This is a genomic window from Aquisphaera insulae (assembly GCF_011064615.1).
GTDB lineage: Bacteria > Planctomycetota > Planctomycetia > Isosphaerales > Isosphaeraceae > Aquisphaera > Aquisphaera insulae.
Genome location: NZ_JAALJH010000019.1, coordinates 90,673 through 115,887 on the forward strand (window position 1 = coordinate 90,673; position 25,215 = coordinate 115,887).

Genomic DNA, 25,215 nt, shown 5'->3' on the forward strand with positions numbered 1-25,215 from the left:
CGGAGAGATGCTCATGCCGGACCTCCCGCCTTGACGCCCTCGCGGCCGGCGGCGATCGCCTCGACGGCGGCGGCCGGCTGCTCCGCCTCGGGCTGCTCCGCCTCGAGATAGGCGGGGCCCTCGAAGGCGTCATAGATCGCCAGGATGTTCAGGAGCCCGGCCACCGTGGTGTAAATCGTGCCGATCTCCACGAGCTTGCTCAGCCGCGGATGCATCCCGTTGAGGACGTTCTGGGGCGGCTCCGCCATGAAGCCCCAGAAAGGCGCGTCCATGTTCGGGGCAAGATAGTGGAGCGTCCCCTGAATCAGCGCCGGGAGTGCGGGGAGGCCGACGAAGAACTGGCCCGGATAGTAGATGCAGAACTTCTCCGGATTGCTCAGCGGGCTGACCCACCGCCAGTAGACGACCTTCCCCTCGCCCAGGAAGAAGCCGACGAAGTAGAGGCCCAGGATGCAGAGGGCGTATAGCAGCGCCTTGCCGGTCCGCCCCTGGTAATAATGCCCCAGGCCGGGGACCAGCCAGGCGAGGAACGCCGCCTTGTAGGGATCGCGTAAGTCAATGCTGGGTTGAGACATGAGCGGGATTTTCGAAACGGACTCGCGGTGCTCGCCATGGGCCGACGCCCGATGCTAGCACGAATCCGCGTCCGGAATCCAGAGCCGCGGATGCGTCGGGCGAGTCACCGGCCGGTCGCAGTTCAGGACGGCAGGGCGAACGCCAGGGGCAGCCGGCATTCCCGCGAGACGTCGTCGATCAGCTCCGAGGGTACGGCCTCGAGTCGCCTGGCGGCCGCCGCGATCAGTCCGAGCGAGCCCAGCCGATTCAGCCCGCGCGGGGTCCCGCCGGAGAGGAGATGCAACCTGGACAGGGCCCGCGGCGTGAAGACCGAGTCCCGGCAGCCGGCCGCGGCCAGCCGCTGCTCGAGGTATCGCGCGGCCTCCGAGGCGGTCAGGCGCGGCAGGTTGATCGTCAGGGACCACGCTCGCCGATCGCCGAGATCTTCCCCGGCCTCGCACTCCTCGTCGCCGACGGCCACGACGGTCACCTGGCCAAGATCCGCCGCCAGATTCGCGAGCCTCTGCCAGAGAGCGCCCTGTGATCCTTCGGGCAGGTCGCAACCCTCGACGATCAGGATCACCGCCGCCCCCTGGATCCGGCAGACCCGGATTGCCTGCCGAAGTGTCTGCCAGGCATGGCCTTCTGACAGGTCATCGGTGGGACGCCCCCCCAGCTTCCTCGCCAGGCCGAGGACGGCCGACTGCTCCGACATGAATCCGGCCGCCCAGGCGAACCGTCGCGAGGGCCGCCGCGCCTCCTCGAGGGCCTGGAGGATGACTCGGGTCTTGCCGGCCCCGGCCGCCCCGGTGAGGAACGCGAGCGGCTCGGACGCATCGATCACGTGGACGAGCCGGGCCACCGCCTCCTCGTGGCCGGGAAGCGGAACGTAAGGCGCGGCGAGGTCCTGAAAAGGGTCCCGTTCCATTCCCCAGTGGCGATACCACATGCACAGTCATCCTCGCGCCTTCGATCGGCGCCGGGCCGCCCCGGCAGATCGCGTCCATCCCTTACAATCGGATAGAATGGCACCCGACCTTGTGACGCAATCGCGGAGCTCACGTTGTCCGAACGATTCCACGCCCCCGATCCTCCCGACGGCGACCGCTACGTCTTGCGGGCCGAGGAGGCCCGGCATCTCGCCCGGGTCTGTCGATACGGCGTCGGGGATCGCGTCGAGATCTTCGACGGTCGGGGCTTCGCGAGCCTCGCCACGGTGGTCGAGATCACGAAGGACCGCGTCGAGCTGGTGCCGGTCGGGTCCCCCCTGCTCGAGGAATCCGCCCCCTGCCCGATCACGCTGGCCACGGCCTTCCCCAAGGGGGAGCGGCTGGACTGGCTCGTCGAGAAGGCGACCGAGCTGGGCGTCACCCGGATGGTCCCGCTGATCACCGAGCGCTCGGTCGTGGATCCCCGGGCCTCCAAGCTGGAGCGGCTCCGGCGGACCATCATCGAGGCGTCGAAGCAATCGAGGCGAAGCCGGCTCATGGGCCTGGAAGAACCGACGCGCTGGGGAGACTTCGCGATCACCGCGCCGGATGGTGTCCGCCTGATTGCGGATCCCACCGGCCTCCCGCCGGATCGATGGCCCGAGTTCCGCCATGCGGCCGAGGTATCCGTGGCGATCGGCCCGGAAGGGGGCTTCACCCCCGCGGAGATGGAGATCGCCCGCGACTCCGGCTGGCAGCCGATCCGCCTGGGACCTTGTATCTTGCGAATCGAGACCGCGGCGCTGGCTGTCGCGGCGATCGTGCTCGCTCACCACGGCCGGGAGTCCTGATCGGATGAACGCGATCGAGTTCGCGATGATGCTCGTCCTCGGAGGAGTTGCCGGGATTTGCAGCGGGATGTTCGGCATCGGCGGGGGGCTGGTCATCGTGCCGCTGCTGATCCTGATCTTCGGATTCGAGCCGAAGACGGCCATCGGCACGTCGCTCTTCGCGATGCTCCTTCCCACGGGCTTGCTCGGCGTCCTCGAGTACTACCGCCGCGGGGAATTGAAACCGATCGCATCCATCACCATCGCATGCGGCCTCTTCCTCGGCGCCTACGTCGGCTCGCGAATCACCGGGGCGATCTCCGCCAGCACCATGAAGCGGGTGTATGGCGCCTTCCTCATGCTCGTGGCCGTCTACTTCTTCTGGACGAGCTCGCCGGGACGCAGTCCCGCGACTCCGACACCGTCGGAGCCGCCCGGGGACGCGGCGGTCGGCCTCGGCGGCCCTCGTCCAGGCTAGCCCCCATCCCGCCGGCCTCGTTCCCTCATCCCGTCCACTGACCGCCGGACTTGTCCTGATAGACCGACCAGACGAAGCCGTCCGGGTCGCGGAGGGCGAACTCCCGCCAGCCCCAGGGCTGGTCGGTCGGCTCGCCGGAGAGGGCGAGATAGGCCCCCTCGTCGATGCAGTGCTGGTAGAAGCCGTCCACGTCGTCCACCTGGATTTGCAGGTGGATCCCCACGCCCAGGCGCGTGTCGGTGAACTCGTCGGCGTGCGGCTCCTGGGGATGGATCATCAAGGTGAAATAGCCCAGGCGGAGGATCGCCAGCGAGTAGGGCGCACCCTCTTGCTCCGCATGCACCTGGAGCACCTCCGCGCCCACGACCTCGTTGTAGAACTCGAGCGACCGGCGAACGTCCTTGACGTAAAGAAAGACGCTCGTGACTCTGGCCGCCATGATCTCCCCCTCTCAACCAGTGGCCCGGAAACTCATCCCTGAGTGTCCCGGAGAATACTCGTAAGACTCGATGATGACAACGTTAACCGCGACGGAGCCCATGCCCGATCATGGCGGCCCCGGTGCGGCCAGGAAATCCACGGCCTTGCGGATTCCCGGCAGGAGATAGCCGACGGCCGAGTAGTGGCCGCAATCATACCAGATGATCGGAGGCCGCCCGGCCGCGACCCAGAGCGCCTCGGCCGAGGCCGGGGGGACAACTTCGTCGATGTTCCCGGCGATCATCAGGACTTGCTTCCCTTTCAGCCGGGATGCGTAGGTCAGCGGATCATAGGGATCGGTCAGGGCCTTCAGGTCCAGGATCGACTTCCCCGCCGCTTCCCAGGACTGCCGGAACCTCGCGGTCTCCGGCATGTCCCAGAGGATCTTCGAGAGATCCCCGCCGGCCAGGAGGAAGGCACCCCGGCTCGCCGAGGGATCGACGGCCACGACCACCGAGCCGACGATCCCCCCCAGGCTGATCCCGACCACGCCCAGCCGCGAAGGGTCGTTCCCGGGCCGCGAGGCCAGCCAGCGGAGGCCCCGCCGGACGTCGCAGATCCCCTGCCGCATCGAGGTCATCGTCCGCTCCAGGTCCGCCGACAGGAACTTCGTCGGCACCGGCCCCGGCCCGGCGCGAGGCCGCCTCTCGCCGTAGTACGGCAGCTTGAGGAAGAGAGCCGAGATCCCTCGATCCGCGAGCCGGGCCGCCAGATAGCGCGAGAGCGGGAAATCGGACCCGAGGATGTGGAGAACGACCACCGCCGGCCGGCCTTTCGCCCCATCTCGCGGCTCGAAATACTCCGCGTGCACGGTGTCGTTGTCCGCATTGCCCGTGTTGATGGGCGACGGGAATCTCAGCCGCGACACCGTATAGCGGCCCGTGGAGAAGACCGGCTCGAGCTCGTAGCGAAACGCCTCGGGCTTGAGCCGGAAGAGCTCCGGAACCGATGATTCCTGCGGCGAAGGCCGGAAGGCGACCTCGCCATCGGACCAGGCCCCGCCCAGGAGGAGCGCCACGCCGAGGATCGTGCCCTGTACGGTCATCGGACAACCAGTGCCTCCGCGATTACGTTCCACGCCCCGCGCGCCATTGCCCGGCCGGGGGATCGCCGCTAGATTACGCCGACATTCGAACGAAGGGAAAGGGAGTTCCCCGCCGTGATCGAGAACCTCGCGGACCGACTCCGGCAGCATCCGCCCCGCAGAATTTGCGTCATCAAGCCAAGTTCCCTCGGCGATGTCGTCCACGCCCTGCCCATCCTTCCTTCCTTGCGCAAGCTGTTCCCAGGAAGTCACCTCGCGTGGGTGGTGAATCAGGGATTTCGGAGCTTGCTGGACGGTCATCCGGACCTGGATGAGGTCATCGCCTACGACCGCGGCGGCTCCGGTGTCTCGCGCCGGAGCATCGCGGCAACCGCGCGGCTTTGCGGCAGGCTCCGGGACGGCCGGTTCGACCTGGCGATCGATCTCCAGGGCCTCCTGCGCTCGGGACTGATGACCGCGGCGACCCGGGCGGGGATTCGCGTCGGCCTGGCGGATGGCCGCGAGGGATCGACGTGGTTCGACACCGATCTCGTCACGTCTCCCCGGGCCGAGACCCACGCCGTGGACCGGGTGCTCCGGGTCGCGACCGCGCTCGGGGATGCGGATCCGCGTCCTGATTTCTTCGTCCCGATCCGAGAGGACGAACGACGATGGGCTCGCGAGGTGCTGGCCCGTGTCGAGCGGCCACGGCTGGCACTCAACCTCGGCGCCCGCTGGCTGACCAAGCGGTGGCCGCCGGCGCACTTCGCCGAGATCGGCCGCCGGGCGGCGCGGGAGCTCGGCGCCGGGCTCATCGCGGTGGGCTCTCCCGAGGACCGAGACCTCGCTCGGTCGCTCCGCGAGGGCCTGGGGAACGTCCCCCTCCTCGACCTGACCGGACGGACCACGCTCCGGCAGCTCGCGGCCGTCGCCCAGGAGAGTGATCTCTTCCTGTCGAACGACACCGGGCCGCTCCATCTCGCTTCCGCGGCCGGTGCAAACGTCGTCGGGATCTATACCTGCACCGACCCGCGCCGGACCGGCCCCTACGGTCCCAATGCCTCGGTCGTGAGATCCTGCGTCTGGTGCGCGCCGAGCTTCCGGAAGTCGTGCGATCGACTCGAGTGCTTCCAGGAGCTCGGCCCCGGGCGCGTCTGGCCGACGGTCCTCGAGCGGCTCGAACGGGCCGCGGGGTCCCCTCGGCGATCCCACGCCGGCGATGCCTCGGCCGGCCCTCATTTCTCGCCACGCCCCGCTCGCGCGGCGGCCGATCCGCCGGGTCGCCTCTGAGATCTCGGGAGCTTCCTCCGGGGATCGCCACGCCTTGCACCATGATGACGAGGCCCCCGGCGGGTCGGTCGCCCGGACGGCGATCGCAGCCGGCCCGCGCCGTCACGTTCCGTTCTTGAAATTCCGCCGGCGTGGGTGGAAATCGGCGTGGTTTCGGAACAAAGACATAGGCAAGGCGGCTGAGACCGCAGCGAGAGTCAAGGGCGGGAGACCACGCCTGGTGGCCCGCGGCCAGGTTCCAGGGACCCCGCTGGGGCGAGGGACCGCTGCGCACCGGGATGACGAGAGGCACACCCATCGAGTCGAAAGGTGAATGCATCATGACATACCGAACCGTCAGGAACATGGTCGTCGTCGGCGTCGCGGCGCTGGCCATCGGCGGCACTCCCGGACGAGCCGACATCGTCGTCGACCTCAACATCGGCGGGAATTACACCGGCCAGGGCGATCTGAACTACAACTACAATTCACAGGGATATCTCGGGGGAGGGGGAAGCCTCGACACGTCCTACCTCAACAGCGCAAAGTTGCCCTACCTGTATTGCATCGACATCCCCGACCACGTCAATGTCCCGGCCGAGTATGCCAAGACGCTCGCCACCGACACCGGCCAGGTCTGGCTCGGCTCGAACACGAGCTCCATCAGCACCGTCAACAATGCCGGGGCCGTCGCCTACCTGATCGATAAGTACGCCGCCGGCGCGACCACGCGGGCCGAGATGGGCGGCCTCCAGGGTGCGATCTGGAAGGTCATCTACGGCGGCCTGTTCGTGATGAACAGCGGGAGCAACGGATACTCGGACTACCTGACGTACTACAACGACGTCTCCAATAACGGCGTGGGCCCGTTGAAGACGGCGAGCGTGAGCAGCCTCCTCTGGTTCAGCCCGAGCAAGGACTCGAGCATCAGCGCCTCGCACGCTCCCGGCACGATCTACCAGGCCCTGGTGACGCTGAATCCGAGCTATCACTCCGGCGCGGTCCCCGAGCCGGCCACCATCGTGACCTCTTCGATGGGGATCGTCGTCCTCGCCGGCCTGCGGATGTGGCGGCGGCGCAGGCCCGCCGCGGCCTGATCTCGATCCCGCACCAGACTCTCCTCATCGAGCCCGCGATCCACACCGGCGGCCGGCCGCGATCCACCTCGCGGCGGGCCGCCTCCTGTGTTTGCCACTCCCGAGGGAGAGGTCCGGGATCGCGGTCGCGGGGCGGACCTTGCCGCGCGATCCGACCGCCGAACGGCGTTCTCGGCGATAGGATCGCGGCTCGGAGGGTGCTACACTTGGGGGGCGGTCTTCCCGAGTGTCGAGGCCCTGCGGCGAGTGGGATCGATCATGGAATCTTATGATCTGGTGGTGATCGGTGGCGGCCCCGCGGGTATCCAGGGCGCGGCGACGGCGCGGGTCCTGGGCAGGACCGTCGCCCTGGTCGATCGGCATCATGAGCTCGGCGGCGCGGGGGCCAACACGGGGACCGTCCCCAGCAAGACCCTGAGAGAGACCGCCGTGGTGCTGGCCGGACTCCGCTCCCGGGATCTCTACGGCGTCGACCTCTCGGTCCGCCGCAAGATCACGGTCGCCGACTTCTTGCGGCACGAGCGCAAGGTGAAGGAGGGGCTCAACGCGCGGTTCAACCAGCAGCTCGATGCCTGCGACACCCGCGTCATCTTCGGCGACGCCACCTTCGTGGACGCGAATACGATCCTCATCCACGGGCGTTCCAGCGACGAGGCCTGCGACCCCCACAAGGAACGGGCCGCCCTCGACGAGGATGTGATGATCCGCGGCGACAAGATCCTGATCGCCACCGGATCCTCGCCGAGCCGTCCGGGCATCTTCCCCTTCGGGCCGGGCGTCTTCGATTCGGACACCCTGCTGAATCTCGGCAACCTGCCGAATACGATGGCGGTCCTGGGGGCCGGCACGATCGGCTGCGAGTACGCCTGCACCTTCGCGGCGCTCGGCTCGAAGGTCCACCTCATCGATGGTCGCGATTGCCTCCTCCCGTTCCTGGACCGGAGCATCGCCGAGGCCCTGACGGTCGAGATGGAACGGGCCGGGATCGTCTTCCGCTGGAAGGAGCGAGCCACGTCCTGCGTCGTCGAGGACGTCCCCACTCCGGGGCATCTCGGGAGGGTCCGCCTGGGCTTCGACTCGGGCGAATCGCTGGTCGTCGAGGAGGTCCTCGTCGCGGCGGGCCGGGTCAGCAACACCGGCTCCCTCAACCTGGAGGCGGCCGGGGTCAAGCTCGGCGAACGCGGCCTGATCCCGGTCGACCGGTCGTTTCGCACCAACGTCCCGCACATCTACGCCGCGGGCGACGTGATCGGCTTCCCGGCACTCGCCTCGACGAGCATCGAGCAGGCCCAGCGCGCCGTTCAACACGCCTTCGGGCGCAATCCCGCCCCCGGGACGCCGGACCTCCTGCCGCACGGGCTCTGGACCATACCGGAGATCGGCTTCGTCGGGTCGACCGAGGAGGAACTCCGCAAGCAGGGTATCCCGTACGTCGCCGGGCTCGCCTCGTATGCGGACAACCCGCGGGGCCGAATCCTCGGGGACGCGGCGGGCTTCCTGAAGCTCCTCTTCCGACTGCCGGACCTGGAGCTGGTGGGCGCCCACATGATCGGCGAGCAGGCGACCGACGTCATCCACATCGGGATGATCGCCATGCACGCCCATCTCCGGGCCGATCAGTTCGACGACATGTGCTTCAACCTGCCCACCCTCGGAGAGCTCTACAAGTACGCCGCCTTCGAGGCGATCCTCGAGGCCGAGCGCCAGGGCGTCGATCGCCCGCTTCCGAAGGCCGCCCCCGGGAGTTTGTGACCGGAGAAATCGACCGCATCGGCGTCGTTGACGGAACGAAGCGCCATCCGCATCGCCCCGGGTGCTCCCGGCACCACCGTGTGCATATCAACTCGTAGGATGATGTAGCGACGAATCGTCGCGTCGGATTGCGGAACTGATCGTCACAGCCCCGAGCTCACCTCGTCAGGTCAGAGTCCGATCTCGCCGCCGACGGACCGAGTCTCCGACGGCAACGATCCCCGCTCCTCGCCGCCGGCCGCAAAGCCGGGGCGGATCGCGACGCGCCGGGTCCCGGGCGCGACGGCCCGGTCGTGCGCCTCGGACGCTGAGTTCGGAGCCACCCGATGCGGTCGGGTGGACATGGGCAGGAAATCGGCGATGCGGCCGGCCGCATCGCCAAGCGCGTTTGGTAGGGACGCCGCCGGCCTCGCAAGATCGCGGCCGGACCGCCCCTCAGGCCGGCTCGTCGAGCGCCGCGAACGGATCGTCGTTCAGGTCGCAGGGGAGTGGTCCGGGCCCCAGCTCGGTCGTGCTGATCTGCTGACTGGAGATGTCCGGGTGATCGGCGCGGGCCGAATGGCTCGGCAGCTCGGGGAGCCGCATGGTGCTGATGGACGAGGTGCCGGAGCCCCCGGGGTCGTGGTAGCCCGAATCGCGCTCCAGCGCGTTGGGCCGACGCCGGTCGAGCAGGTGGCCGACGTCGAACCGCTCGCCGATGTAGTGCTTGCGGACCTCTGCATTATTGAGAATATCTTCACGGTTCCCGTAGGCGAAGACCCGGCCCTCGCGGATCAGGTAGCAGCGGTCGGTGACCTCGAGCGTCTCGCGGAACTGGTGGTCGGTCAGCAGGATGCCGATGTTGTAGGTCTCCACGAGCGAGCGGATCTGATCCTGGATCTCGGCGACGGTCTTGGGGTCGATGCCCGCGAACGGCTCGTCGAGCATGATCAACTTCGGCTCGGTGATCAGCGAGCGGGCGATCTCGAGGCGGCGCCGTTCGCCGCCCGAGACGCGATTCGCCATGGTCTTGCGGATCTTGGCGAGGCCGAACTGATCGAGCAGCTCCTCCTGGCGCGCCTTCCTCTGCTTCCGGCTCATGCCGGGGCGGGTCTGGAGGATGGCCATCAGGTTATCCTCGACGGAGAGCTGCCTGAAGACGCTGGAGTCCTGGGCGAGGTAGCCCATCCCCGCGCGGGCGCGGAGGTACATCGGCAGCTTCGTCACGTTGCGGCCGGCGAACCGGACGCTCCCCCCGTCGCTGTCGATCAGGCCGATGGTCATCCGGAAGCTCGTGGTCTTGCCCGCGCCGTTGGGGCCGAGCAGGCCGACGACCTCTCCCTGGCCCACCTCGAAGTCCACCCCGTTGACGACCTGGCGGCGGCCGTACCACTTCTCCAGGCCCCGGACTTCCAGCAAGGGCGCGGACCGCCCCTCCGCCTGGATCGCGACGGGTTCTCCGGCACTCGGACTCTGGCGGACTTCCGGCAGCGGCATGACTCGATCCTCCTTGATCGCGGCGAAGGCCGGCGGCACGTCACGAGCCTTGTCCGGCCTTCAGCGGATCCACCTCATCCGCTCGAAATACGGCCGGAAGGGCAGCCTCAGGTCGCCTCCCAGCACGCTTACCGTCGGGCCGAACGGGACGCCGTGGGGCCAGTAGACGGAGAACGCCTTCCCCGTCAGCAGGCTGCGGGGCACCTCCCAGGACTGTCGGTGGGAGGTGTCCCACGTGTCGCTCGAATCCCAGCCCCGGCTGTCCTTGCTGCGCGGGCTGTTGTCGCCGAGCATCATGTAGCGATCGCCGCCGAGTGGATAGTCGCGCGAGCCCCCCTTCCCGAAGCTCGGGAATCGCGCGGGGTCGGCCAGCAGATCGATCAGCTCGGCGCCGTTGCGCGGCGTATGATCCTCGAAGACGGTGGATCCGTAATCGACGCGTCCGGGGTACTGTGTATAGTAGATATCCCGCTTAAGGACAAGGTTGCTCACGCGGAAAGTCCCCTCGCGGACGGCGACCGCGGCGGGCGAGAGATCCAGCGCCGTGGGGACGGGGTTGGCCTCACCCCGTTCGTACTCGGCGCCCTGCTCCCCGTCGGCCGGCCGGCCATCGATGAGCAGCGTCAGCCGGTCGTCGACGTTGGCGAGCTCCAGGTGGCAGGACCCGGTCCTCTTCTTGAGGACCGTGACGAACTCCTTGAGGACCTCCTCGCCCCGGAAGAGTCGTGCCATCCCCGTGCCGACGTCGATGGTCGCGCGATAGGGTGTCCCGCCCTTGACCAGCTCGAGGCGGACCTGACCGGACGGGGCCTCGATCTCCAAGTCGGCCTGCAACGTAAGGTCGCCGACCCAGTGCGGCTGGAGCCACGCGGTCTCGGCCTCGCCGTGCGGATCCACCAGGTCGGAGCCGTCGGACGACAGGTTCGTGTTGTAGGAGTAGAAGTCCGTGATCAGGCTGCTGCGGGGGGCTCGTCGCGGGATCCGGCCGTCGGCGAGGGCCTCCCACTGCTCGGGATCCGGCACGAGGTGGCGGTAGCGGAGCTCGGCCCAGTCGGAGGTCGCCGTTGCCGAGCGGAAGCTCGACGCGGCCGACGAGTCGGCCTGCCACGCCCCGGCCGCGGCGGGCTGCCAGCGTCGCCAGTCCTCGAGGCCATCCAGCGCCCTGGGCCGGTGGCGGTCGTCGTACACGTTGACCTGCATGGCCGACTGGTGCCTCAGCGGCTTCCTCTGGAGGCGGAAGTCCGCCTCGCCCGCCCCGCGGGCATAGATGTCGCCGTGGCGGATCCGGATCGTCTCGCCGGGGAGCCCGATCAGCCGCTTGATGTAGCTGACCTCCGGCTCCTCGGGGTAGCGGAAGACGACCACGTCCCAGCGCTGCGGAGGCGAGGAACCGGGCAGGAACGGCAGGTCGTAGGGGAACATGGAGACGAGGATCCGGTCCCCCTTGAAGCTCGGCTCCAGGTTCAGGTTGCGGGCCTGGAAGCGGCAGTTGACGCAGATGCCGGAGTGGACGCGGCGGGGATAGGGATAGCCCCGCGCCTCGGTCTCCTCGGAGGCGTTCACCGAGTAGACGAAGCCGCACTCGGGGCAGGCCAGCTCCTTGTGCCGGCCCATGAGGGTCGGGGCCATGGAGCCGGTCGGGATCACGAAGGGTTGGACCTGGAAACCGCGAGCCAGGAGCGCGGCGACGAACGCGATCACGATCGCCTCCGCGATATCGCGGAAGCTGTCCTTCGGCTTCTCGTCCTCCGGCTGCCCCTTGACCCTGGCGGCAGTCCCCGGCTTCAAGGAGGCGGCGGTCCGGCCCATCGTCGACATCCTCTTCCCTTCCGCGCCGCCGTCCGGGACGGTCCACACGCGCTCAACAGGTGTCGGGGCCGCCACGAGACGGGCGCCCTGGCCTCGCCGCGTCCGCCCGAGGCATGTCAGTGAATGTACCGGATTCGCCGCGGATCGGGAACCCAGTATACCGACCGTCCGAAGACCTCGAGGGCCACGACCTGGCCCGGCAGATGGACCAGGAACGGCTTCCCCAGGAACATCGACCGCGGCACCACCGGGCTCCCGCCCCAGAACCGGGAGTCGCTCGAGACCGGGCTGTTGTCCCCGAGGACGAAGTAGTCATCCGGCCCCAGCGTCCAAGGCTCGGTCACCCCGTGGGGATGGCGAGGTATCCCCCCCAGCGTGCTCGTGTAGTAGACATCTCGATAGAGCTTCAGGTCGCGGACGGCCACCCTGCCCCCTCGGACACCGATCGCCACCGGCGATTCGTCCGGGGGGGGGCCGGATGTCGGATCGTCGTAGTCGATGGGCTCGAAGAGGGGCTGGCCGTCGATCGCCACGCGCAGCCTGTGGTCCACAACCGACGCCTCCAGCCGGACCGTCCGCGGCCAGGGAGCGGGGCCCGCGCCCTGGAAGGGATCGACGACGGACCGGATTGTCACTCGCCGCCCGTTCCTCGCGACCTGGACCGGGGTACGGCTCTCGCCGGCCTCGTTCACGGGGAGGCGGACGACGAACCGATCGCCGCCCGACCGGAGGCGGACGGAGAGCGAATCGACGTCGGCGCCGAGTTCCAGCGAGGCATCGAGCGCCAGGTCGGGGATGGTATTGTCCGCCCCGAGATCCCCGCCGTTGTAGGCGTAATGATCTCGGACCGGACCGTACCGGCCCAGGACGGGATCCCAGTGGTGATACTGGAGCCAGTCCTCGGGCTCGTAGACTCCCGGGATCCGCGAGACCGGCTCATGAACGAAGGCCGTGCCCTCGCGCCTCCAGCCCGTGGGCAGGGGCCGGCGCGGCCAGCCCCGCAGGTAGTCCCAACGGGGGAATCGGTCCGAGTCGTCCGGGACGAACCGGCCGTCGTGGACCAGGATCTGCATCGCCTGCAGCTCGGCGGGCGTCTTGCGGGCGATCCGCCCGTCGATGTAGACGTCGCCGCCGCGGACCTGGACCGACTCCCCGGGCAGGCCGACCACCCGCTTGACATAGGCCTGGGTAGGATCACCCGGGAAATGGAAGACCGCCACCTCCCACCGCCGGGGTGAGCGGAAGTCGAAGAGGAACTTCTGGACGAGCACCCGGTCGCCGTTGCATTCGACGGCGGCCACCCCGTCCAGGCCGTCCTTGCCGCAGTTGGGGCAGACCGCATGCGGCTGGTGCCCCTCCTCGTCCAGGCCGATCACGAAGGTGAAACGGCAGTTGGGACAGGTCAGCTCGCGGTGATGCCCCAGCAAGGTGGGGGCCATCGAGCCCGTCGGGACGACGTAAGCCTCCGCCGAGAAGGTCCGGAAGAGGAGGACCCCCAGGCAGAGCATGACGATCAGGTCCATGGTCTGCCGGACCACGCCGGTGCCAGGGTTCTCCTGCCATCGTTCCCTGCGCGGCGAACCAGGTTGGGGATTCGAGTCGGGGTCCGGTTCCATGCGTGGCGATCAATCCTCCGCGTCGTCGAGCACCGAAAGGAACGCCTCCTGCGAGATTTCGACGTTCCCTACCTGCTTCATACGCTTCTTGCCTTCCTTTTGCTTCTCGAGGAGCTTGCGCTTTCTCGAAATATCTCCCCCGTAGCACTTGGCCGTCACATTCTTGCGGAGGGCCGAGATCGTCTCGCGGGCGATCACCCGGCTGCCGATGGCCGCCTGGATCGCGACCTCGAACTGGTGCCGGTCGATCTCCCCCTTCAGCTTGCGGACGAGCTTGCGGCCGCGGCGATCCGCGTGGGCCCGGTGGACCACGATGGAGAGGGCGTCCACCTTCTGTCCCCCGACCAGGATGTCGAGCCGGCAGAGGTCCCCGGCCCGATATCCCAGGAGCTCATAGTCCATCGTGCCGTAGCCGCGGGTTGCGCTCTTGAGCTTGTCGTAGAGATCGTAAATCATCTCCGCCAGCGGCAGCTCGTAGGTCAGGATCGCGCGGGTCGTCGAGAGGTACTCCGTCTTCACGTAGACCCCCCGCCGGTCCTCGCAGAGCTGCATGATGGATCCGATGCAGTCCGACGGCAGGATGAAGTTCACCTTGGCGATCGGCTCCCGGAACTCCTCGATGTCCCCCGCCTCGGGGATCCGCGTCGGGTTGGAGATGTGGAGCGTCTCGCCCTGCCTGGTGAGGATCTCATAGGTGACGTTCGGCGCGGTCTGAACCAGGGCGAGGTTGCTCTCGCGCTCGAGCCGCTGCTGGACGATCTCCATGTGGAGCATGCCGAGGAAGCCGCAGCGGAAGCCGAAGCCCAGGGCGTCCGAGGTCTCGGGCTCGAAGGAGAAGCTGCAGTCGTTGAGCGCCAGCTTCTGGAGGGCCGTGCGGAGGTCGTCGAACTGGTTGTGCGAGGCCGGGAAGAGCCCGCAGAAGACGACCGGGACCGGCTCCTGGTAGCCCGGCAGGGCCGTGCCGGCGCCGCCGGGGGCCTGGGTGATGGTGTCGCCGATCCGGACGTCGGAGAGCTTCTTGATGTTGGCGACGACGTAGCCGACCTGCCCGACCCCCAGCTCGTCGCAGGGGACCTCGCGGGGCCGGAATCGTCCCAGGGCGGTGACCTCGTGTTCGGTCTCTCCGGCCATCATCCGGATCTTCTGGCCGACCTTGAGCACGCCGTCGACGACCCTGACATACGTGACGACCCCCTGGTAGTCGTCGAACTTGGAATCGAAGATGAGCGCCCGCAGCGGCGCCTTCGGGTCCCCCGCCGGCGGCGGGATGCGATCGATGATCGCGCGGAAGACGTCCGGGACGCCCAGGCCGGTCTTGGCACTCACGGCCAGGATGTCGTCCGGGTCCATCCCCAGCGTGTGCATGATCTCTTCCTTGATCTCCTCCGGGCGCGACGCCTGCATGTCGATCTTGTTGAGGACCGGCACGATCGCCAGGTCGTTGCCGATGGCCAGGTACGCATTGGCCACGGTCTGGGCCTGGACCCCCTGGGTCGCATCCACCAGGAGGATGGCCCCTTCACAGGCGGCGAGGCTCCGCGAGACCTCGTAGTGGAAGTCGACGTGGCCGGGCGTGTCGATCAGGTTCAGCTCGTACGTCTGTCCATCCAGGTTGTAATTGATCGCGACGGCGCGGGCCTTGATCGTGATGCCCCGCTCCCGCTCCAGGTCCATGTCGTCGAGCAGTTGTTCGCGAAACTCGCGCTGGGTGATCGCACCGGACTGGAGGAGAAGCTGGTCCGCCAGCGTGCTCTTGCCGTGGTCGATGTGCGCGACGATCGAGAAATTGCGAATGTACTTCGGGTCAAAGACCATGCGACAATTCCGTGGCCAGAGAGGAGGCGGCGATTTCGGGATGGACGGGCGAGTCGACCGGCCCCCCGCCGGTCGCCTGGCGTGACGGTCGGACTGCTCGAAGGACGGGTCAATCCGGGAGGAATCGGAGCCGTGTGCCTCGGCCCCCGTGGAGCCGGCGGTCTCGAACGATTATATTACGGTTCTCGCATGAGGGAAAGCCGGCTTGCGATGCACACTCGCACGTGCGTATGTCGCCGCTCGCGAGCCCGGCCACTCGCGTCCCCGCTCCGCCGAGCCGCGGGCCGGCCGCCATGGGCGGGTGTCGGCGGGCCGTCGCGGCTCTCCTCATGGGGGAGGATCGGCCGATGAGATGCATCTCCGCACTTTCCACCGCCCGGACGATGAACGCCGCGTTCCACCAGATCCTCGAGAAGTTCGACGAGCAGAGCGGCGAGGAACCGGCCGATCTCTGCCTGATCTTCTCTTCGATGCATCACGTCGACGAGGTGGGGCGGATGGCCTCCCTCCTGATCGAGCAGGGCCGCGCCCTGCACGTCCTGGGGTGCACCGCGGAATCCGTGGCCGGCGAGGCTCGCGAGGTGGAAGGCTCCCCGGCCCTCGCGGTCCTGGCGGTCTTCGCCCCGGGGATGACGATCGAGCCCATCCGCCTGGACGCGCCCGACTCCTCCCCGGCCTCCTTCGCCGCACGGGTCGGCGAGGATCGTTCCGGCCGGGCCCTGATCTTCCTGGCCGACCCGTTCTCATTCCGGACCGATGAGTTCCTCCGGCAGGTCAACGCCGACCTGCGCGGGCTCCGGGTCGTCGGGGGCATGGCCAGCGGGAGCCAGGTCCCGCGCGGGAACCAGTTGATCCTGGACGATCAGGCCTACCTTGACGGAGCGGTGGCGATGCTCCTGGGGGGTCCTGTCGGTGTGCGGATGCTCGTCAGCCAGGGCTGCCGTCCGGTCGGCCACACCATGATCGTGACGAGCGCAGAGAACAACGTGATTCGCGAACTGGGCCGCCGCCCCGCCCTGGAGGTCCTGCGGACCGTCTTCCAGGACCTGTCCCAGGAGGACCGGCGGCGGATCCAGGACGGCCTGCACATCGGCCGCGTGATCAATGAATATCAGGGCGAGTTCGGCCGGGGCGATTTCCTGGTCCGGAACGTCATGGGGGCCGACACCACCGGCGCGATCCAGATCAACGACATCGTCCGGGTGGGGCAGACCGTGCAGTTCCACGTCCGCGACGCGGACACCGCCGACGACGACCTCCGATTGGGACTGCTCAAGGTCCGGGACGATCCGGCCCGGACCTCGAAACCGGCGGGGGCCCTGCTCTTCTCGTGCAACGGCCGGGGGACGCGCCTCTTCAAGGCCCCTGATCACGACATACGGACGATCCGCGACGTCTTCCCCGACCTCCCGGTCGCGGGCTTCTTCGCCATGGGTGAGGTCGGCCCCATCGGCGGCCAGAACTTCGTCCACGGCTACGCCGCGAGCATCCTCCTGCTCGAGGATCGGGCCTGAGCGGTCGCCCAGGCCCCCCCTCGCTCGATCACGCCCCGGGCCCCTCGGGGAGCTCGATCTCCAGATGGAGGGCCGCCCCGGGTGCGATCTCGACGCCGATTTCCGACGTCTTGTCGTCGTAGAACCGGGTGGGAATCCGGCGGCGGAATTGAGTCGGAGCGTCCTCACGGTCGGAGGGCGTGCTCGTCTCCGGCAGGAGCCGCACCGTGTAGGCGCCGGCTTTCAGGCCCGATTCGCTGCCTCCCATGGAGACCTCGAAATTCCCGTCGGCATCGGTCATGCCCGCGCCCCAGTATTCGGCGGACTGCGTTCCCTTGGGGGTGAACACGATCGTCGCCTGTTGCACCGGACGGCCGCTGAACGTGAGCTTGCCGGTGACCTGGGTCGTCGTCCCCGACGGCATGATCACGCCCGTGGCCGTCAATGCACACAGGGAGGAGAAGCCGACGGCGAGTACAGCGAAGGTCCGGGTGACGAATAGGAGCGAACTCATCTCTTTTCCTCGAACCTGATTTGAGGTAGCGAGGCCACCATGGCGACGCTCACCGGTTCTGTCCCATACCTCGGCCCTGGGGAGGGATGGTTCGGCCGATGTATCTGGTTCGTTGGACTTCCCAAAAAACCTGCCGATCACCGACCCCAGTGGAGGGTTGGGGTGGATCTCGGCCCGGAAAGTTCGTCCGTGGATCCCTTGCGGGTGGACGGCTTTCTCAACAATAGTTCGCCGGTTGGTGTGACCGAGCGAAGGAGAGAGACATTTCGGAGGGGAAGCTGCATGCTCCCTTGCCCTCGTTTAATGTCTACTCATGTTATAGGGCTTTCGGTGAACGGGGTCAACCCTTCCCGACGACGGATCGCCTCGGCCGGTTGATCCGGGGCAACATCCCGCGAGGCGGATCCGGTCGGTGAATCGAGGGCTCGCGACCCTTCCGGGCCGCCCGGAGGATCAGGCCGGGAACTTCTTGAGGTAGGCGACGCTCCGCTGCGTGAGCGCCCAGGTCTGCTCGACGTAGTAGCTGCGGACGCCAGCCTTCTTGGCCGCGTCGAAGGTCGTCGACCAATCGATGCTCCCCTCGCCGAGGGCCACCTGCGGGCGGCGGCCGGGCCGGCCCTTCTTCGAGGCCGGAGGGGCCGACTTCATGTCGATGTCCTGGAGGTGCATCGAGTGGAACCGGCCCGGATACCGGAGGAAGTAATCCGCCGCGACCAGGCCGTTCTCGATCGTCGACATCTGGAACTGGAAGGTCACGAGCTTCGGGTCGAGGAGCTTCAGGAGCAGGTCGTAGGTCCGCTGGCCGTCGACCATCGAAACCTCGAACCCCTCATTGTGGAGACCCTGCTGCACGCCGGCGGCGGCGGCGGCCTCGGCGATCCGGTTGTACTCCTCGGCCGCCCGCTTCACCTGGTCCAGCGTCGGCGAATCGCCGCCGTTGCCGTCGCCCAGGGTGGCGGTCAGCATCTGGTTGATGCCGACCTCCTTCGCCCAGTCGATGCTCCTCGCCTGGCTCCGGCGGAGCTCCGCCATGCTGAAATGCGAGCTGACGGACTCGATCCCGTGATCCCCGAGGATCTTCCGGACCTCCTTCCCGTCCTTCAAGGAGGCGAATTCGCCGCCGTAGCCGATCGGGGAGCAAAGCTCCAGCCGGGTCACGCCGATCCCGGCCATCATCCGCACATAGGCCGGCAGGTCGCCGAGCATCGATCGCGTCGGCCAGACCTGACAGCCGATCGGCAGGCCGAGGGGGCTGGCGGTGGCCGCCGACCGCCCCAGTGCCAAAACGCCCGCGGCCCCCGCCGAGGCACGGAGGAATTGCCTTCTGGTCGCTTCGGTATCCATGGTCGTGCTCAGATCTCCCAGCCGGGTCGATAGTCACGCGAGAGGAATCGGTTCGCATCCGCGATGTTCGTGATCCGTGCGGCCCGGGCGTCCCACCGGAGCCTGCGGCCCTCGAGCCGGAGCGAGATCGCCGCCAGGTTCATCGCGTCGGTGATCGGGCCGGCCAGGGTGAAGTCCCCGTAGCTGGCCGGCCCTCCCTTGAAGGCGGCGATCCAGGCCGCGTTGCGGGACCTGGACTGGCTCGCACGATTGCGGCCCCGCGCCGGCTCATCGGGCCGGCCCTTCTCGTTGAGATACGCCTTCATCCGCGACTCCGGGATCAACCGGGGATTCTCGGCCCGGAAGCCCCCCAGGATCTTCCCCCGATCGCCCACGAAGAGCATGCCCTCCTCCGCGAGCTCCTGGTCCTCCGCCATCAGCTCCTCCGGCACCGGCGGCTTGATCCCACCGTCGTACCAGAACAGGTCGAGGGCCCCGCGATCCGCCTTCGGGGCGAAGCGCATCCGGACCGTGCAGGCGGCCGGGAACGAATAGTCGTTCTTGATCCGGCGACAGATGCCATCCGAGGCCGTGCAGACGTGGCTTGGCGTCGACTCGACGGAGACCGGCGCATCGAGCTGAAGGGCCTGGAAGATCGGCCAGAGGCTGTAATGCCCCATGTCGGCGATCGACCCGGCGCCGAACTCGTACCAGCCGCGGAAGTTCGTATGCGTGTAGGCCGGGTGGTAGGGACGGTCCCGCGACGGTCCCAGCCAGAGCGTCCAGTCGAAGCCCTCCGGCACCGGAGGCCGATCGCCCGGAATGGCGTCGAACTGGGGCCACATCGGCCGCATCGACCAGTTGTGAATCTCCCGGAGCGTCCCGATCGCCCCTTCCTTCACCATGTCGAGCGCCCGCTTCTGGTCGGCCCCCTCGCTCGCCGGCAGGAAGTGGGTGGCGATCTTCCTCTCCCGCGCGGCGTCGATCACCGCGCGAGCCTCGACGATCCGGTTCGCCAGCGGCTTGTGGACGATCACGTTCAGCCCCTTCCTAAGGGCCGCCAGCGAGATCGCCGCGTGGGTGTGGTCGGGCGTCATCACCTTGACCGCCGTGACGTCCTTCTCCTTGTCCAGCAGCTCCCGGAAGTCCGCGTAGGTCGAACAACCCTTGAACCCATCCTTCCCCCGCTGCTTCGCGTAGTAGCCCTCGACGACCTCCCTGCCCACGTCCCGGCCGCCGGGGACGCGGTCGTCCCCCTCTCGCCAGTTCGGCTTGCCGATCAGCTCGCGGATCTCGGAGCGGAGCTGCCCCTTGCCCCATTCCAGGTAATGCGCCCCGTCCTTCTCCACGTCGCAGACCGAGACGACCTGGACGTCCGGGCTGGCGAGGATCCCCCCGATCTCGCGGATCGCCTGCGACCCGAAGCCGATGCACGCCAGCGTGATCTTCTCGCTGGGCGCCACGTACCCCGACCCGCCCAGCACGTGCCGCGGCACGATGGCGAACGAGGCCGCCGCCCCGGCCCGGATCACCCCGCGCCTCGTCATGCCGCCCGGTTCGCCGCCCGTCGATCCCGCATCGCTTGATCTCATGGAGAAAACTCCAAGCGTGGATTTGAACGCTTGCACCCACACGGCCGGCCGGCCGGCCTCATTCTCGGCCATCTCGACGGTCTCCGCAAGCGCGTCGCCGCGGCACGATGGCGGACGGGGGGGATCGCGGACGCTCAGGCGATGCCGGCTCGCCCCCGCTTGAGCGTCTCCAGGAACCGCCCCATCAGCCGCGACTGGTATCGGTCCGGGTTCCAGCAGGCCGTGATCGTCCGCGACGGGCGATCGCCGTCGAGCGGACGGAACTGGAGCCGCGAGCCGGCTTCGCGGGGCAGGGCCATGGCGGGTATCAGCGAGATGCCGAATCCCTGGGCCACCAGCTCCATCACCGTCGCGAGCTGGCTGACGCGGCCCGTGCTCACCGGCTGGAACTGGCGGCGCCGGCAGAAGCTGCGGATGTCGTCGGAGAGGCAGTGTGCCTCGTCCAGCAGGACGAACGGCTGCTCGCGGAGGTCGTCCAGCTCCACCCAGTCCCGAGCGGCCAGGGGATGGTCCGACGGCATCGCCAGCAGGAGCTCCTCCTCGAACAGCGTTTCGACGCGGAGATACCCGCCGGAGGCCGGCATCGCCAGCACGCCGACATCGATCTCTCCCTGCGCACAGCGGCGGAGGATGACCTCGGTCACCTCCTCGTTGACCTCCACCCGCGCCTTGGGATGCTCCCCGTGGAACGCCTCGAGCAGGCCCGGCATGAGGTAAGGCGCGATCGTCGGGATCGCCGACACCACGACCCGTCCCGTTTCACCATCGTCGCGGAGCAGCCGCGCCGTGTCCTCCACCAGCGAGACGATCTGCAAGGCCCGACGCCGCAACAGCTCGCCCGCCTCCGTGAGCGCGACCTGCTTCCCCTGCCGCTCGAAGAGGGGCCGCCCCAGGGCCGACTCCAGCTTCCCCACCTGCTGGCTGATCGCCGGCTGGCTCACCCCGCAGTCCCTGGCGGCCTTCGTGAAGCTCCCCTGCTCCGCGACCTTCAGGAACATCCGGAGCTGCTGAATCTCCATAAGCCTTCCTTATGGCAACCATTGTCGAATCGCTTATTGAATTATACTCCGAAGTCCTTAAGATGACCAGGACGAGCGGGCCGGCCGGCGCAGGCCGCACGGCCGAGGACGACCTCGGACTGCTGGAACGGCCTCAATCCGGTTGGACTGCTCGAAACCTCTCTTGGCAGGCCTTCCGCCAGGGTTCGCTTGCGCTGGCGGCAGGTTGGTTGCGGGTGACGATCTGGAGATCGATCGAGATGTTGAGCGTCGGCGAGAAGTTCCCTGAGTTCACGGCGAAGGCGAGCCTCGGGATCGGTCCGGAGGCCCTGCTCACGATCAGCGGCGATCAGTTCGAGGGCAAGTGGACGGTCTTCTTCTTCTATCCCAAGGACTTCACGTTCGTCTGCCCGACGGAGCTGGTGGCGTTCAACGACCGGCTCGAGGACTTCAAGGATCGCGACTGCGAGGTCATCGGCGGCAGCACGGACAACGAGTTCTCGCACCTGGCCTGGTGCAGGAGCCACGACGACCTGAAGAAGCTGAAGTATCCGCTCCTGGCCGCCCAGAAGCTCGCCCCCGCGCTCGGGATCTGCGACCCGGTCGAGGGTTACGCCAATCGTGCGACCTTCCTGGTGGACCCCAACGGCGTGATCCAGTGGGCGGCGGTCTACAACGGCAACGTCGGCCGGAGCGTCGACGAGGTGCTCCGCGTCCTGGACGCCGTCCAGTCCGATGAGCTCTGCCCTTGCAACTGGAAGAAGGGCGAGGCGACGATCCAGGTCTGAACCCTCGGCGCGCGGCCGTCGCCCCGCCGGCGGCCGCGCGGCTCCCTCCACACGCCCTCACATCCTCCGGGGAACGGAACGGACCGAACCGATGAGATCACTCGACGAGCTGAAGTCGGCCCTGACCGACGACACCAAGGACCTGCGGCTGAACCTGGGCAACGTCCTGGACAACGGCGACCTGAAGCCGGAGGAGCGGTGGGCCGTCGCGCTCGCCTCCGCGTACTTCCTCCGCGCCGGCGAGCTCGCCGAGGCCCTGGCCGCCGCCGGCTCCGGGCACCTGTCGACCGCCGCGATCGCCGACGCGAAGGCCGCCGCCGCGATCATGGGGATGAACACGGTCTATTACCGATTCCGCCACATGATCGGCAAGGAGAGCTACTCCCAGAAGCCGGCCGGCCTGCGGATGGCCCGGATGGCCCGCCCGGCGACCACCAAGGCCCTGTTCGAGCTGGCCTCGATGGGCTGCGCCGCGCTCGCCGGCTGCGAGATGTGCCTCAAGGCCCACGAGCAGAGCCTCCTGGCCGAGGGCTACAACGAGGATCGCGTCCACCAGGCCGTTCGCATCGCCGCCGTCGTCCAGGGCTTCGCGATCGCCGTCGACGCGGAGGCCGCCCCGGCCGCGGTCTGATCGCCGCGCCTCGATCGATTTCCTCCCGACTCGGCGAGCCCGAGTCGCATTCCAGGGACTAGGCGCGAACCCCAAGGTAATTGTTTACCTCGCCCATTTTTCTTGACTCACCCGATCCGTTGCGGCATACTCCACGGGCGAGACATAACGAACTGGCCTGGTAATCGCTTGCCCTGGCCCGGATTCGGGCGCGGGCGGAGGCATCGCTTCCGTCCGGAGGTGTGTGCCGTGCGCCGTCCGACTCTCTCCAGCGTGGCCGATCTCTGCGGGGTGACCCCCGCGACGGTGAGCCGCGTCCTGAACAAGAACAAGGCGTTCTCGGTCAGCCCGGAGGTCCGTCGGAAGATCGAGGACGCGGCGGAGCGCCTCGGCTATGTCCCCGACCTGGCCGCGCGGAACCTGAACCGGGGGACGACGCGGATCATCGGGCTCTTCGCCTCACCGGCGACGCAGATCGCGGAGGGGATCTATGAGCCGCTCATCGAGGGGATCCTGGAGGTCCTCCACGCCAGCGACTACGACGTGTTCTTCGACCTGAGCTCCAGCCGGAAGCGGACCGTGCCCTTCTGGAGATTCGACGGGGCCGTGCTCCTCCAGTGCCCTCGCCCGGAAGTGGCCGAGGAGCTCGGCCGTCGCCGCGTCCCCTACGTCTGCGCCAATGAGAAGCTCGGCTCGCCCGCGGCCCAGGTCCTGGCGGACGACCGCATGGGGACCCGCCGGGCCGTCGAGCACCTGGCCCAGCTCGGACATCTGCGCCTCGCCTACGCCAACGCGAGGGCGACGCACCTGGCCCATTATTCGATCCGCGAGCGTCACGAGACCCTGATCGAGGTCGCGCAGGATCGCGGGATCGATCTCGTCGCCGATCACGATGTCCCCTTCGCCGACGGCACGGACTTCCTCCGCCGGGCCGTGAACGAGGCGAAGGCAACCGCGGTCATCGCGTACGACCATCAGATCGCGGTGACGCTCGTCGGCGCCGCCGCGGCGCTCGGCCTGCGGATCCCGGAGGACTTCAGCCTCGTCTGCTTCAACGACATCTTCCCCGTCTCCCTCTTGCCCACGCCCCTGACCGCGGTCAGCGTCCCGGCCCGGGAGATCGGCCGGATCACCGCCGCGCAGCTCCTCAACGGCCTGTCGTCGCCCGCCACGCGCCAGGCCGCCCGCGAGATCCGGGTGCCGGAGGAGCTGGTCACGCGCCAGTCCACGGCGCCACCTCCGCCGGCCCCGGGGCCTTCCGGCAGGAGGCCACCCCGCCCCGGCCCTCGAGACACCGGCAGCCCCCGCGGCTGACCCGTCCTCCTCCGTCCGATCGTGCGACCGACTTCTTCACCCTTCCGATTGCGAGGCTCTCCCATGGCCCAGGCATTCCCCGACATCAAGAAGATCACCTACGGCGGCCCGAAGTCGAAGAACCCGCTCGAGTTCAAGTGGTACGACGCCGACGAGGAAGTCGGCGGCAAGACGATGCGGGACCACCTGCGATTCTCGGTCGTCTACTGGCACACGTTCCGCGGCACCGGATCCGACCCCTTCGGCGTCGGCACCATGCTCCGCCCCTGGGACGACGGCTCCGACTCGGTGACGAATGCCCAGAATCGGGCCCGCGTCGCGTTCGAGTTCTTCGAGAAGCTCGGCGCCCCGTACTATGCCTTCCACGACCGCGACGTCGCCCCGGAAGGGGCCTCGCTGGCCGAGTCCAACAAGAACCTCGACGCCGTGGTGAAGGTCCTGGGCGAGGAGCAGAAGCGGACCGGCATCAAGCTCCTCTGGGGCACGGCCAACCTCTTCAGCAATCGCCGCTACATGCACGGAGCCGCCACCAGCCCCAACCTCGACTCGTTCACCTACGCCGCCGCGCAGGTGAAGAAGGCACTCGAGGTGACGCACGAGCTCGGCGGCGAAGGCTACACCTTCTGGGGCGGCCGCGAGGGCTATCAGACCCTCTGGAACACCGACATGAAGCGGGAGCTCGACCACCTGGGCCGGTTCCTCCACATGGCCGTCGACCACAAGAAGAAGATCGGCTTCAAGGGCCCCTTCTACATCGAGCCCAAGCCCAAGGAGCCGACCAAGCACCAGTACGATTCCGACGCGGCGGCCTGCCTGAATTTCCTCCGCACCTACGACCTGATGGAGCACTTCAAGCTCAACCTCGAGACGAACCACGCGACGCTCGCCGGCCACGAGATGATGCACGAGATGCAGGTCGCCAACGGCGCGGGGGCCCTCGGCTCGATCGACGCCAACACCGGCGACTACCTGCTGGGCTGGGACACGGACCAGTTCCCCACGAACGTCTACCTCACGGCGCAGTGCATGCTCGAGATCCTGGCCATGGGGGGCTTCACCACCGGCGGCGTCAACTTCGATGCCAAGGTCCGCCGCGAGAGCTTCGAGCCGCTCGACCTCTTCTACGCCCACATCGGCGGCATGGACGCCTTCGCCCGCGGCCTCAAGATCGCCCACGCCATCCGCCAGGACGGCCGCCTCGCCGCCTTCGTCAAGGACCGCTACGCGAGCTGGGATTCGACGCTCGGCAAGGACGTCGAGGCCGGCAAGGTCTCCCTCGCCGATCTCGAGACCCGGGCCCTCAAGATGGGCGACGTCGCCACCATCACCAGCGGCCGCCAGGAGTTCCTCGAGAACCTGATCAACGAGTTCATCTGACGCGCGCCGAACGCGGCGGACGATCCTCTCCCTCGGGCGGGGGATCGTCCGGCCGGCGGCGGCACGAACGTCTCAG

The 25,215-nt window shown here is 68.1% G+C and carries 22 protein-coding genes; 10 read left to right on the forward strand and 12 right to left on the reverse strand.

The annotated features are described in order from the left end of the window. Nucleotides 1-11: 11 nt before the first annotated feature. Together G6O54_RS13145 and G6O54_RS13150 are read right to left on the reverse strand one after the other, a co-directional pair. On the reverse strand, nucleotides 12-575 hold the full coding sequence (locus G6O54_RS13145; RefSeq protein ID WP_165225923.1) for a DUF6677 family protein: 564 nt from the start codon (nucleotides 573-575) through the stop codon (nucleotides 12-14). A 122-nt stretch (nucleotides 576-697) separates the two neighbouring features. Continuing rightward, nucleotides 698-1,504: an AAA family ATPase gene (locus G6O54_RS13150; protein ID WP_165225926.1), complete on the reverse strand. Its 807-nt coding sequence runs from the start codon at nucleotides 1,502-1,504 to the stop codon at nucleotides 698-700. A 114-nt stretch (nucleotides 1,505-1,618) separates the two neighbouring features. Here G6O54_RS13150 and G6O54_RS13155 point away from each other — a divergent pair, with 114 nt between their 5' ends. Together G6O54_RS13155 and G6O54_RS13160 are read left to right on the forward strand one after the other, a co-directional pair. After that, complete coding sequence (locus G6O54_RS13155) at nucleotides 1,619-2,335, forward strand: RsmE family RNA methyltransferase (RefSeq protein WP_165225928.1); 717 nt, start codon at nucleotides 1,619-1,621, stop codon at nucleotides 2,333-2,335. A 4-nt stretch (nucleotides 2,336-2,339) separates the two neighbouring features. Then, nucleotides 2,340-2,792, forward strand: a complete 453-nt coding sequence (locus G6O54_RS13160) for a sulfite exporter TauE/SafE family protein (RefSeq protein ID WP_165225930.1) — start codon at nucleotides 2,340-2,342, stop codon at nucleotides 2,790-2,792. 25 nt (nucleotides 2,793-2,817) lie between these two features. Here the strand turns inward: G6O54_RS13160 and G6O54_RS13165 are convergent, their stop codons facing one another. Further along, nucleotides 2,818-3,231 (reverse strand): VOC family protein, encoded by a 414-nt coding sequence (locus G6O54_RS13165; RefSeq protein WP_165225950.1) that lies wholly within the window; start codon nucleotides 3,229-3,231, stop codon nucleotides 2,818-2,820. A gap of 108 nt (nucleotides 3,232-3,339) precedes the next feature. Continuing rightward, a complete protein-coding gene (locus G6O54_RS13170; protein ID WP_165225953.1) occupies nucleotides 3,340-4,317 on the reverse strand; it encodes an alpha/beta hydrolase in 978 nt (325 codons plus the stop codon). 285 nt (nucleotides 4,318-4,602) lie between these two features. Here G6O54_RS13170 and G6O54_RS13175 point away from each other — a divergent pair, with 285 nt between their 5' ends. From G6O54_RS13175 to G6O54_RS13185, 3 genes are all read left to right on the forward strand, one after another. Further along, complete coding sequence (locus G6O54_RS13175; protein ID WP_250846868.1) at nucleotides 4,603-5,586, forward strand: glycosyltransferase family 9 protein; 984 nt, start codon at nucleotides 4,603-4,605, stop codon at nucleotides 5,584-5,586. Between the two features lie 320 nt (nucleotides 5,587-5,906). Beyond that, nucleotides 5,907-6,662 carry a hypothetical protein gene (locus G6O54_RS13180; RefSeq protein WP_165225956.1) on the forward strand — a complete coding sequence of 252 codons (756 nt, stop codon included), beginning with the start codon at nucleotides 5,907-5,909 and terminating at the stop codon, nucleotides 6,660-6,662. 258 nt (nucleotides 6,663-6,920) lie between these two features. After that, a complete protein-coding gene (locus tag G6O54_RS13185) occupies nucleotides 6,921-8,414 on the forward strand; it encodes an FAD-dependent oxidoreductase (RefSeq protein ID WP_165225959.1) in 1,494 nt (497 codons plus the stop codon). A gap of 435 nt (nucleotides 8,415-8,849) precedes the next feature. Here G6O54_RS13185 and lptB read toward each other — a convergent pair whose 3' ends face one another. The 4 genes from lptB to lepA form a co-directional block, all read right to left on the reverse strand. Continuing rightward, nucleotides 8,850-9,890, reverse strand: coding sequence for an LPS export ABC transporter ATP-binding protein (gene lptB / locus G6O54_RS13190; RefSeq protein WP_165225962.1), 1,041 nt, complete (start codon nucleotides 9,888-9,890; stop codon nucleotides 8,850-8,852). A gap of 60 nt (nucleotides 9,891-9,950) precedes the next feature. Beyond that, nucleotides 9,951-11,708, reverse strand: a complete 1,758-nt coding sequence (gene lepB / locus G6O54_RS13195) for a signal peptidase I (protein ID WP_250846869.1) — start codon at nucleotides 11,706-11,708, stop codon at nucleotides 9,951-9,953. A 107-nt stretch (nucleotides 11,709-11,815) separates the two neighbouring features. Then, nucleotides 11,816-13,315 (reverse strand): signal peptidase I, encoded by a 1,500-nt coding sequence (lepB, locus tag G6O54_RS13200; RefSeq protein ID WP_205678764.1) that lies wholly within the window; start codon nucleotides 13,313-13,315, stop codon nucleotides 11,816-11,818. 9 nt (nucleotides 13,316-13,324) lie between these two features. Then, nucleotides 13,325-15,130, reverse strand: a complete 1,806-nt coding sequence (lepA, locus tag G6O54_RS13205; RefSeq protein ID WP_165225965.1) for a translation elongation factor 4 — start codon at nucleotides 15,128-15,130, stop codon at nucleotides 13,325-13,327. A 347-nt stretch (nucleotides 15,131-15,477) separates the two neighbouring features. Here lepA and G6O54_RS13210 point away from each other — a divergent pair, with 347 nt between their 5' ends. Further along, on the forward strand, nucleotides 15,478-16,644 hold the full coding sequence (locus G6O54_RS13210; RefSeq protein ID WP_165225968.1) for an FIST signal transduction protein: 1,167 nt from the start codon (nucleotides 15,478-15,480) through the stop codon (nucleotides 16,642-16,644). A gap of 28 nt (nucleotides 16,645-16,672) precedes the next feature. Here the strand turns inward: G6O54_RS13210 and G6O54_RS13215 are convergent, their stop codons facing one another. From G6O54_RS13215 to G6O54_RS13230, 4 genes are all read right to left on the reverse strand, one after another. Beyond that, nucleotides 16,673-17,137 (reverse strand): hypothetical protein, encoded by a 465-nt coding sequence (locus G6O54_RS13215; RefSeq protein WP_165225971.1) that lies wholly within the window; start codon nucleotides 17,135-17,137, stop codon nucleotides 16,673-16,675. Between the two features lie 453 nt (nucleotides 17,138-17,590). Next, nucleotides 17,591-18,481, reverse strand: coding sequence for a sugar phosphate isomerase/epimerase family protein (locus G6O54_RS13220; protein ID WP_205678765.1), 891 nt, complete (start codon nucleotides 18,479-18,481; stop codon nucleotides 17,591-17,593). Between the two features lie 8 nt (nucleotides 18,482-18,489). Next, nucleotides 18,490-20,052, reverse strand: a complete 1,563-nt coding sequence (locus tag G6O54_RS13225) for a Gfo/Idh/MocA family protein (RefSeq protein ID WP_205678766.1) — start codon at nucleotides 20,050-20,052, stop codon at nucleotides 18,490-18,492. A 134-nt stretch (nucleotides 20,053-20,186) separates the two neighbouring features. Beyond that, nucleotides 20,187-21,071 carry a LysR family transcriptional regulator gene (locus tag G6O54_RS13230; protein WP_165225974.1) on the reverse strand — a complete coding sequence of 295 codons (885 nt, stop codon included), beginning with the start codon at nucleotides 21,069-21,071 and terminating at the stop codon, nucleotides 20,187-20,189. 239 nt (nucleotides 21,072-21,310) lie between these two features. Here G6O54_RS13230 and G6O54_RS13235 point away from each other — a divergent pair, with 239 nt between their 5' ends. The 4 genes from G6O54_RS13235 (at nucleotide 21,311) to xylA (ending at nucleotide 25,139) form a co-directional block, all read left to right on the forward strand. Beyond that, entirely contained in the window at nucleotides 21,311-21,838 is a 528-nt protein-coding gene (locus G6O54_RS13235) for a peroxiredoxin (RefSeq protein WP_165225977.1), read from the forward strand. A 91-nt stretch (nucleotides 21,839-21,929) separates the two neighbouring features. After that, nucleotides 21,930-22,469, forward strand: a complete 540-nt coding sequence (locus G6O54_RS13240; RefSeq protein WP_165225980.1) for a carboxymuconolactone decarboxylase family protein — start codon at nucleotides 21,930-21,932, stop codon at nucleotides 22,467-22,469. A 228-nt stretch (nucleotides 22,470-22,697) separates the two neighbouring features. Further along, entirely contained in the window at nucleotides 22,698-23,762 is a 1,065-nt protein-coding gene (locus G6O54_RS13245; protein ID WP_165225983.1) for a LacI family DNA-binding transcriptional regulator, read from the forward strand. Nucleotides 23,763-23,825: 63 nt separating this feature from the next. Continuing rightward, nucleotides 23,826-25,139 carry a xylose isomerase gene (gene xylA, locus G6O54_RS13250; RefSeq protein ID WP_165225987.1) on the forward strand — a complete coding sequence of 438 codons (1,314 nt, stop codon included), beginning with the start codon at nucleotides 23,826-23,828 and terminating at the stop codon, nucleotides 25,137-25,139. The last annotated feature ends 76 nt before the right edge of the window (nucleotides 25,140-25,215 follow it).